Source organism: Celeribacter ethanolicus (assembly GCF_001550095.1).
GTDB lineage: Bacteria > Pseudomonadota > Alphaproteobacteria > Rhodobacterales > Rhodobacteraceae > Celeribacter > Celeribacter ethanolicus.
The window spans coordinates 1-9,858 of the sequence record NZ_LRUC01000015.1 but is presented as its reverse complement, the minus strand read 5'-3'; the positions used below and the strand labels follow the sequence as shown (position 1 = coordinate 9,858).

Annotated in this window: 8 protein-coding genes; 6 read left to right on the top strand and 2 right to left on the bottom strand. The window is 61.4% G+C overall.

Annotated features, from left to right (window positions below; translation table 11 throughout):
• A partial coding sequence (lpdA, locus tag NH195_RS07865) for a dihydrolipoyl dehydrogenase (protein ID WP_081423833.1) occupies window positions 1-1,380 on the top strand: 1,380 nt, incomplete at its 5' end.
• Window positions 1,381-1,393: 13 nt separating this feature from the next.
• On the opposite strand, the gene NH195_RS07860 is transcribed toward lpdA, so the two are convergent.
• Entirely contained in the window at window positions 1,394-2,149 is a 756-nt protein-coding gene (locus tag NH195_RS07860) for a FadR/GntR family transcriptional regulator (RefSeq protein WP_081423832.1), read from the bottom strand.
• A 177-nt stretch (window positions 2,150-2,326) separates the two neighbouring features.
• Between NH195_RS07860 and NH195_RS07855 the strand changes: the two genes are divergently transcribed.
• From NH195_RS07855 to NH195_RS07835, 5 genes are all read left to right on the top strand, one after another.
• Window positions 2,327-3,334: an ABC transporter permease gene (locus tag NH195_RS07855; RefSeq protein WP_066705301.1), complete on the top strand. Its 1,008-nt coding sequence runs from the start codon at window positions 2,327-2,329 to the stop codon at window positions 3,332-3,334.
• 49 nt (window positions 3,335-3,383) lie between these two features.
• Entirely contained in the window at window positions 3,384-4,403 is a 1,020-nt protein-coding gene (locus NH195_RS07850; RefSeq protein ID WP_066705299.1) for a sugar ABC transporter substrate-binding protein, read from the top strand.
• A gap of 86 nt (window positions 4,404-4,489) precedes the next feature.
• Window positions 4,490-6,610: an ABC transporter permease gene (locus NH195_RS07845; protein WP_066705297.1), complete on the top strand. Its 2,121-nt coding sequence runs from the start codon at window positions 4,490-4,492 to the stop codon at window positions 6,608-6,610.
• Window positions 6,607-7,701 carry a hypothetical protein gene (locus NH195_RS07840; protein ID WP_066705295.1) on the top strand — a complete coding sequence of 365 codons (1,095 nt, stop codon included), beginning with the start codon at window positions 6,607-6,609 and terminating at the stop codon, window positions 7,699-7,701. Before NH195_RS07845 ends, NH195_RS07840 begins: the two co-directional genes overlap by 4 nt.
• Window positions 7,698-9,200: a sugar ABC transporter ATP-binding protein gene (locus NH195_RS07835; protein WP_066705293.1), complete on the top strand. Its 1,503-nt coding sequence runs from the start codon at window positions 7,698-7,700 to the stop codon at window positions 9,198-9,200. The genes NH195_RS07840 and NH195_RS07835 overlap by 4 nt, the downstream gene beginning before the upstream one ends.
• A 469-nt stretch (window positions 9,201-9,669) precedes the next feature.
• Here the strand turns inward: NH195_RS07835 and NH195_RS21670 are convergent.
• Window positions 9,670-9,858, bottom strand: a 189-nt coding sequence (locus NH195_RS21670) for a hypothetical protein (RefSeq protein ID WP_238379726.1), incomplete at its 5' end; no start/stop codon positions are given.

Below are 9,858 nucleotides of genomic sequence, written 5' to 3'. Positions count from 1 at the left end.
TTCGACCTCGTGGTCATCGGCGCTGGCCCCGGTGGCTATGTTGCGGCCATTCGTGCGGCGCAGCTTGGCCTCAAGGTCGCCTGTGTCGAGCGCGAAAACCTTGGCGGGATTTGTCTGAACTGGGGCTGCATTCCGACCAAGGCGCTGTTGCGCTCGGCGGAAGTCTATCACCAGATGCACCGCGCCAAGGAATTCGGTCTGTCGGCGGGGGACATCGGCTTTGATCTCGACGCCATCGTCAAGCGCTCGCGCGGTGTCGCGGCGCAGATGAACGGCGGCATCAAGACCCTGTTCAAAAAGAACAAAGTCACCGCGATCATGGGCGAGGCCAAGCTCGCGGGCAAAGGCAAGGTCGAGGTCAAAACCGACAAGGGCACCGAGACTTTGACCGCCAAAAACATCATCGTCGCCACCGGCGCGCGGGCGCGTGAGCTGCCGGGGCTGGAGGCCGACGGCGATCTGGTCTGGACCTACCGCCACGCTCTGGTGCCGACGCGGATGCCGAAGAAGTTGCTGGTCATCGGATCGGGCGCAATCGGCATTGAATTCGCGAGCTTTTACAACACTTTGGGCGCCGACACGACGGTCGTCGAAGTGATGGATCGCGTGCTGCCGGTCGAAGACAAAGACATCTCCGCCTTCGCCAAAAAGCAGTTCGAAAAGCAGGGGATGAAGATCCTGCAAAAGACGACCGTGAAGAAACTCGACCGTGCAAAAGGCAAGGTCACAGCGCATTTTGAAGCCGACGGCAAAGTCACCACCGAAGAGTTCGACACGGTGATTTCCGCGGTCGGCATCGTCGGCAATGTCGAGGGTCTGGGCCTCGAGGAGGCGGGCGTGAAAATCGACCGCACGCATGTCGTGACTGACGAATTCTGCCGCACGGGCGTCGACGGATTGTTCGCCATCGGCGACATCGCGGGCGCGCCTTGGCTGGCCCACAAAGCGTCGCACGAAGGCGTCATGGTCGCCGAGCTGATCGCGGGCCTCCACCCGCATCCGATCAAGCCGAACTCGATCGCGGGCTGCACCTATTGCCACCCGCAAGTGGCCTCTGTGGGGCTGACGGAAGACAAGGCGAAAGAGGCGGGTTACGAGATCAAAGTCGGCAAATTTCCCTTTATCGGCAACGGCAAAGCCGTCGCCATGGGCGAGGCCGAGGGTCTGGTGAAAACCGTGTTCGACGCCAAGACGGGCGAGCTTTTGGGCGCGCATATGGTGGGCGCCGAGGTGACGGAAATGATCCAGGGCTACGTGATCGGGCGGACGTTGGAGACGACGGAAGAAGAGCTGATGAACACGGTCTTCCCGCACCCGACGATGTCGGAAATGATGCATGAGGCGGTGTTGGCGGCTTACGGTCGGGCGCTGCATATTTGAGGGTGGGCGGATGTCAGGTGTCTTGCATATAAAGTGTCAGACGCATGGCGGCGTTCTTGAGATGGGACGCCGCCGCCTCGCGGGCGCGCTCGGCATCTCCGGCCTCGATGGCCGCGAAAATGGCGCGATGCTCGTCCTGCACAAGGTCGGTCAGCCCCTTGCGCGAGCTGTTGGTGCGGGCCTGTCGGATCAGATGCCGCACGCGATTTTCCAGAAACGCGCCGAAAGAGATGAACAGGTGATTGCCGGTCGCCTTCAGGATTTCAGAGTGAAAGGCCATGTCCTGTTCGATGCCGTTTTCGCCGCGCGCAATGGCGGCGTCGATGGCACCAAGAGCAGCGCCGATGGCGTCGAGATCCGCCGGACTGCGCCGTTGTGCGGCCAATGCGGCGGCGGAGGCCTCATGGGCGAGCAGAAACTCGAATACCCGCTCAATCTCTTCCTTGTCGTCCAGCTCTGTGCGGGCAAGGCAAAACGAGGCCTCCGGCAATTCATCGACCACGAAGATGCCGCGGCCTTGATAGCTTTGCACGATACCGTCTTGCTTGAGCGCAAAAATCGCCTCGCGGATCACTGCGCGGCTGACCCCGAAGGTTTCGCCCAACACCGCTTCGGTCGGCAGGCGCTCACCCGGGCGAAAGACATTCTGTTCGATCTCGCGGCGCAAAATATCCGCCACCTTACTGGCATAGCTGCGGGGTGGGGTGAGTTTATGTTTGGGGCCAGAGGTTTTCTGGCCAGAGAGTCTCTGACCTGTCGAAGGGGGCATCAGACATCCGTTGGTTCGCTGCGGGTCTTGGCAATTTAGGGTGGAGCTACGGAGTAAGGCAAGTTGGTTGTAAGTTTTTCAACTTATCAGCTTGTCAGACAAATTTGCGTTTTGTAACGTAACGTCATGCGAGGCGACCGACGGGAGATCGGTCATTCGCATCAGGGAGGACATATCATGACTGAGACCGCCGCTCGCAAAGCGACGGGGCCCGCGTGGCCGCGCCTTGGGTTGACCCAGGAAACCATCGTATTTTTCATCGCCATTGCGTTCTTTGCTGTCTTCGCCGTGACGCTGCCGGGCTTTATGGCTTCGGACAATCTGTTGTCTTTGCTGCAGAACGTCTCTGTTTTGGGGATTCTGGGCGTGGCGATGGGGATCGTCGTGATCGGGCGGGGGATCGACCTTGCCATGGTGGCCACGATGGCGATGTCCACGGCCTGGACGATTTCTCTGATGAATGCTGGTACGGATGCGGTGAGCGCCGTGCTTTTGGGGCTGGGATTTGCCGCCGTGATCGGCATCGTCATGGGCATTTTGATCGCCTACGTGGAAATTCCGGCGATCTTCGCCACACTCGCGATGTCAACGGTGATCTACGGCTTTGGCCGCCTCGCGCTTGTCGATCTCGATGTGATTTACGTGCCCGAAGATGCCGATTGGCTGCGCGCGATTTCCGGCTCCGTCAGCGGTGTGCCACTTCCGGTGATCTGGTTCGGGCTTGTGGCGCTTTTGGCCTATGCCTTTCTGCGGTTCACCCGGCGCGGGCGCTACATCTACGCCATGGGCGACAATTATGAAGCCGCGCGCATCACCGGCATTCCGGTGCGTCCGATGACGGTGCTGCAATATCTGCTGTCCTCCGTGATTGCCTTTGGCGCCGGGATCATCACCGCCTCGCTTCTGGCGACCGTGAACATCCGTGTTGCGCAATCGACCATGGTCTACGACGTGATCCTTGTGGTCGTGCTGGGCGGGATTGGTCTGAGCGGCGGCAAGGGCGGCGTGCGCAATGTCATCGTCGGCACGGTTCTGATCGGCATTCTGCTCAACGGCATGACCATCATGGACCTGTCCTTCACGCTTCAGAACCTTGTGAAAGGCGCGGTGCTTCTGGTGGCGATCATCGTCGACAGTTTCGTGAACCCGCGCGACGAACAGACCGCGCAGCAAGGGGACATCTGACCACACTTCAAAGACTTAAATGACGCTCTAGGACACGAGGGAGGAACTCATGAAGGGCATTTTGAAAGGCGCGCTGATGGCGCTGACACTGGCGGGGGGAGCCGCACAGGTCGCGCAGGCCGAGCAATTCGACGACGGTCTCGCACCGCAATATTACAACGCGCTCAAGGATAAGAAAGTGGTCTTCCTGCCCCTTGCCATGAGCTTTGATCTGCCGCAGGTCTGGGCGCAGGGGATGCAGACACAGGCCGACCGCCTTGGCTATGAGCTGTCGATCCGTGACCCGAACTGGTCCAGTGACGTGGGTGCGCAGGCATTGACCACGCTGATCAGCGAAAAGCCCGATCTCATGGTCGTGCACAACCCGGACATGCAGGTTTATGCCCGCCTTCTGGCCCGCGCGCAAAAGGCCGGGATCAAGGTCATTCAGATCAACCTGAAATCGGTCGCCACCACGGACGCCTATGTCGGTGTGAACTGGTATGAGGTGGGCGTGCATCAGGCCAATATGGCGATCGCAGCCTGTGCGCCCGATGCAGGCGGCAGCGGCAAGATCGCGATCATGCAGGGCACGCCCACGAACCCCAATAACGCCATCACCATGAGCGCGATCGAGGACGTTCTGGCCGAGCACCCGGAGATCGAAGTGGTCTCCAGCCAGTCCGCCGACTGGGACGCGACCAAGGCGCATTCCGTGGCCTCGACCGTGATCAAACAGAACCCAGACCTCTGCGGCTATATCGGCCTGTGGGAGGTCATGGACGCCGGTGTGTCCGCCGCGATCCGCGAGGCGGACAAAGTGGGCGAGATCAAGCTTTTCACCAATGGCGGCGGTCAGAAACCGGCCTGTGACAGCCTCGCCAATGGCGCTTTCACCGGCTACGTCAGCTACGACGCCTTCGGGCAGGCCCGCGATCTCACCAATGCGATTGCGCAGGTCATGCAGTCCGATCTCAAACCGGGCGAGGCACCCTATGCGCTCTACACCCCGATCCGCGATCTGACCAAAGACACGATGCGCGACGATTCCTGCTGGACCATGGACGACGTCGCCAAGGCGCCGTTCTGATCCGCGATTTTCCACTCACATGACGTCTGACGTGCGGCCCTTCGGGGCCGCGCAAGGGCGCACCTCATTTCGAGAGGCTTTCCGATATGTCCGTCTCCGACACCTATGCAAAGTGGCGTTATCGCACCGTGCCGGATCATCTCCTGGGCGAGGTGCTGTCCAAGAACTGGATCGACAATGCGATCCCCTTTGCTTTCCTTTTGATCGTCGTGGCCCTGTTCGGCTCGCTGATCCCCGGCTTTCTCAGCCCCGCTGGCTTTTCCGATCTGGCACGGCAACTGGGCGAAGTGGCGCTGATTTCCATCGGGCTGGGGCTTGTGATGCTCGCCGGCGGGATTGATCTCAGCGTGGGCTCGACGTTTGCCATGGCCAATTTCGTCTCTCTGGCGCTGATCAATTCGCTGGGCTGGCCGGTCTGGGCCGTGGTGCCCGCTGTGCTCTGCGTGGGCGCGCTCATCGGGCTGATGAACGGCATCCTGATCGGCTATTTGCGGCTCCGTGCCTTTCTGACGACCCTCGCGACCCTCATCATCGTGCGCGCCATGGTCGATCTTCTGATCCTGAGCTATGCCCGCGAAGTGGCGATGAGCATGACCCTGTCGGAGGCCTGGTTCTACTTGGGCGAAGGCTTTATCCTCGGCATTCCGGTCAACTTCCTGTTGCTGGTGGCGGTGGCCATTCTCGTGCACCTTGTGCTGTCGCGGATGCGCTTTGGCTGGCACATTCTCGCCGTCGGCGGCTCGCGTCGCTCGGCTTACAATGCCGGGATTTCGGTGCGCCGCACGGTCTGCGCGACCTATGTCATCTCTGGTGTCATGGCCGCGATGGCGGGTATTTTCTACGCCGCGCGTCTGGGCAGCGTCGGACCGGACACTGGCATCGGCCTCGAAGTCACCGTGCTGACCGCCTGCGTCCTGGGCGGGATCAGCCTCGGCGGTGGGCGCGGCTCGGTGTTCAAGGCCTTCATCGGCACGGTCATCGTGCTCATGGTCACCAATAGTCTCATCCGCCTCAACATGCCCTCCGGTTCGACGCCTCTGGTGCTTGGCATGCTTTTGTTGCTCGCCGTGGCCGTGGACATCCGCTGGGTCAAGAACCGCCACAAACTTCTGTCGCGGGTCTATGTCTCGCCGACCTATTTCGACATGCCGGAAGACCCCTCTGCCAATGTCGACGCCACCTCATCTTATGCGGTGAACGACAAGTTCCGCGATGTGACGGCGATCGGTCTGGGCGATCTCGACGGGCCGGAAGACATGATCTTCGACTCGCAGGACAACCTCTACACCGGCGGGCGCCAAGGCGACATCGTGCGCTTCTTTGCCCCCGATTACACGCGCTCCGAGGTCTTCGTGCATTTGGGCGGCTTCCCCTTGGGCCTCGCGATGGACAAGGACGACAACCTGCACGCCTGTGTCGCGGGCATGGGCCTCTACATGGTCACGCCCGCGCGCGAGATCAAATGTCTTTCGGATGAGACCAACCGCAGCCTGTTCTCGATCATCGACGACTCGCGCATTCGCATGGCCGACGATCTCGACATCGCCGCCGATGGCCGGGTCTACTTTTCCGAGGCTACCATCCGCTACGGCGTTAGCGACTGGGCTGTCGATGCGTTGGAGGCCCGCGGCAACGGGCGCATTCTGGCCTATGATCCGAAAGACGGCTCGACCCGCACGGTGCTTTCGGGCCGCGTGTTCCCGAACGGCATCTGCATGGTCGATGACGGGGAGTCGCTGTTGTTCGCCGAAACATGGGCCTGCCGCATCAGCCGGTTCTGGTTCGCGGGTCCCCGCAAGGGTCAGGTCGAACCGGTGATCGAAGACATCCCCGGCTACCCGGACAACATCAACCGTGCCTCTGACGGCACCTATTGGGTCGCGCTCGCGGGCATGCGCTCGCCGGCCTTCGACCTCAGCCTCAAAATGCCGGGCTTTCGCAAACGTATGGCGCAGCGTGTCGCCATGGACGAATGGCTTTATCCGAACCTCAACACCGGCTGCGTGCTCAAGATGACCCTGGACGGCACGGTGACGGAGTCGCTTTGGGACCTGAGCGGCGAGGCGCATCCACAGATCACGTCGATCCGCGAACACAAGGGCGCGCTCTATTTGGGCGGCATCAACAACAACCGGATCGGGCGCTACGAGCTGCCCGAGGCGGACCAAACATGGACCAGCCAGAACGACTATTGGGGGCGCACATGATCACGGCATTCAAGCGCGTATTTGACCGGGTGACCGGCGCGGGCGAGGCGGCGGTCACCGTGCCGCCGATGGACGGGGCGTTCAAGGCCAACATGGCGCTGGAGAACGCGCCCGTTTGGACGGAGATTTCGACGCCGGACAATCTCACGCTCTGGCGGGGCAATGTGTACCTGTCGAGCGGGCCGGTTCTGTACCGCAGCGACACGGCGGGCCAGTTGACCGAAGTGGCGCGGTACGCAGCCGCGATCACGGCGCTGGCGGCGGGGGACACACTGGCCGTGGCCGTCGCGGGGCAGGGCGTGATGCTGCGCTCTGAGACGGGCGAGACGGAACTGGTTTCTGCGACGGCCTTCAATGGTGCCGGATGCCTGACCGCAATGAGTTTTGCCAAGGACGGCACGCTTGTTCTGGCCAGTGGCTCGACGCGTCACACGCCCGAAGACTGGGCGCGCAACCTGATGGAACGCCGCATGGACGGCGCCGTCTGGGCGGTCAAATCCGGTGAGCCACCGCGCCGTTTGGCGGAAAGGCTGGCTTGGCCTTCGGGCCTGATGTGTCAAGAGGACAAGGGCCGCGTGATCGTGTCCGAGGCCTGGCGCAATCGGCTCATCGCGCTGCCGATGGTCGGCGGTGTGCCCGATGTGGTGCTCGACAACCTTCCGGCCTATCCGGGTCGGTTGATCGCCTCCGACGCGGGCGCCTACCTCTGTTGCTTTGCGCCGCGCAGTCAGCTCATCGAATTCGTGCTGCGCGAACCGGCCTATCGCACGCGGATGATGGCGGAGGTGCCGCCGCAATTCTGGGTCGCGCCCGGGCTGCGCTCCGGCGACAGTTACCGCGAACCGCTTCAGGGTGGGGCGGTCAAGCAGCTTGGCATCCTCAAACCCTGGGCGCCGACGCGCTCCTACGGGCTTTTGGTCGCGCTGGACCAGAGTTTTCTGCCGCGTCGCAGCTTCCACAGCCGCGCCGATGGCACCCGCCACGGCATCACCAGCGCCTGTGCCACGGCTGAGGGCCTCTTCGTCAGCTCCTTCGGCGGCGACGTGGTGTTGAGCCTGCCGGATGAAGCCCGAAAAGGAGAGCAATCATGAGCGCCCCTTTGATTGAAATGCAGAATGTCTCGAAAGATTACCGAGGCGTCTTTGCCGTGCGCAATGTCGATTTCAACCTGCATGCGGGGGAAATCCACGCCCTTCTGGGCGAGAATGGCGCGGGAAAATCGACGCTGACCAAAATGATCGCCGGGGTGACGCAACGCTCTGAGGGCGAGATCCTTTTGGACGGCAAGTCGATCAATTTCGCGACCCCCGCCGAGGCCTTGGACAACGGCATCGCCATGGTGTTTCAGGAAACCAGCCTCGTGCCCTCGATGACGGTGGCGCAGAACCTTTACTTGGGCGAAGAAAAACTCTTCAACCGTCTGCGCGGGCTTTATATTGCGGCGCAGCAATTCCTGTCGTCTTTGAACTTCAACGTCGACCCTTGGGCCAATGTCTCGATGCTTGGCGCGGCGCAGAAACAACTGGTCGAGATCGCCCGCGCGGTGCGTCTCAACGCCCGTGTCATCATCTTCGACGAACCCACCGCGACGCTGACGCCGGAGGAGAAACACTATTTCTTCTCGCTCATCGAACGGCTGCGTAAACGCGGTGTGTCCATCGTCTTCATCAGCCACGCACTGGAAGAGGCGCTGGCGATTTCCGACCGGATCACCATCTTGCGCGACGGCGAATTGGTGGCCTCAGACACCACCGACAAATTCGACCGCGACAGCATCATCGGCCATATGGTCGGGCGCAGCCTGTCGGACGAATTGTTCTATCACAAACACTCCGAAGACGGCGCGCGCAAGCCGGGCAAAAAGGTTTTGAGCGTTGAGAACCTGTCGATGGGCTCTATGGTGCGCAACACGTCGTTTTCGCTCTACGAGGGGCAGGTGACGGGGCTGTTCGGGCTGATCGGCTCAGGGCGCACGGAGACGGCGAAGATCATCGCGGGCGTGCTCAAACGCAACTTCTTCCATGGCGGCGAACTGCGCTATCTGGGCAAATCCGTGCGCTATCGCCAGCCGCATAAGGCGGTGATGGACGGCATCGTCTACGTGACGGAGGACCGCAAGGCCGAAGGCTTTTTCGACCAGATGTCCATCGCCGAGAACATCTATATGGGCGACATCGTCACCAATCCGCCACCCGGCGGCCTGACCACCGCAGGCGCGCAGCAGAAGATCACGGAAGAATGGTCGAAGCTCCTGCAAATCCGGGCGATCAACCCGAATGCGAAGATTGTCGAACTGTCAGGCGGCAACCAGCAAAAGGTGGTGATCGCGAAATCCCTGACGCAAAAACCCAAGCTGGTGATCTTTGACGAGCCGACCCGGGGTGTGGATGTGGGCGCGATTGCGGAAATCCATAAGGTGATCCAGAGCCTCGCCGACAGTGGCATCGCGGTTCTGGTGATCTCGTCCTACCTGCCGGAAATTCTGGTGATCTCGGACCGGATTCTCGTGAGCCGTCTGGGTCGCGTGGTCGAGGAATTCAGCCCCTCGGATGCCACCGAAGAAAAGATCATGTACGCGGCGGTGCACTGACGGAAGCGCTGCGGCTTTCATCGTCTCCTGAAAATCTCGATGTTCCACAAGAAGTGTGGAGCATCGAGATGCGCCGCAAGAGTGGACAGGTAGGCCCGAGCATGTGGCGACCCGGCACTGCGAGGCGCGGTGAGCACAACGCTCAGATGTGCTCCTTTATAGGCGGACCTTGTATAGGGCGGACCTCGGGGGGGGCTGTGTCGACGGCGCGAGGGGGGGGGCGATCATTGTCCGCTCGCATCACCGGTCCGGAGTAAGCCGACGGCGAGGGGAGGGGATGCCTGCGGAGCTTCCACCCGATGCGATGAGACGGACCGAGGTGAGCCAACGTCGCGCGGCATGAAGGACCTTATGCCGTCTCCCGGCATACTCAACTCCCCCAACCGAATTCCCGAACAGAAGGCGCATCTCAGAGACGGCGTTCGGGTGTCTCCCGCAATGAACCGCGCCCCTCTCGATCGCCTCGTTCTTATTTTTGAAGGAGGTGAGTTTGTTTTGGGCGGGTGAACTGGGCTGTTGGGGCGGGCAGTTTTGGTTGTTTTGCATTTTCGAGGGCATTGTTTTGGTGATTCACGGCGATTGGCGGCGGATTTTCGGGGTGATTCACAAGAGTATTGGGGCGGGCTCGCTTGTGTGGGGCTTTTGGGGGGCTTTGGTT

What these genes read in the sequence shown, in the direction of transcription:
- NH195_RS07860 (WP_081423832.1), bottom strand. Translation starts at nt 2,149, where the DNA reads ATGCCCCCTTCGACAGGTCAGAGACTCTCTGGCCAGAAAACCTCTGGC.
- NH195_RS07855 (WP_066705301.1), top strand. Translation starts at nt 2,327, where the DNA reads ATGACTGAGACCGCCGCTCGCAAAGCGACGGGGCCCGCGTGGCCGCGC.
- NH195_RS07850 (WP_066705299.1), top strand. Translation starts at nt 3,384, where the DNA reads ATGAAGGGCATTTTGAAAGGCGCGCTGATGGCGCTGACACTGGCGGGG.
- NH195_RS07845 (WP_066705297.1), top strand. Translation starts at nt 4,490, where the DNA reads ATGTCCGTCTCCGACACCTATGCAAAGTGGCGTTATCGCACCGTGCCG.
- NH195_RS07840 (WP_066705295.1), top strand. Translation starts at nt 6,607, where the DNA reads ATGATCACGGCATTCAAGCGCGTATTTGACCGGGTGACCGGCGCGGGC.
- NH195_RS07835 (WP_066705293.1), top strand. Translation starts at nt 7,698, where the DNA reads ATGAGCGCCCCTTTGATTGAAATGCAGAATGTCTCGAAAGATTACCGA.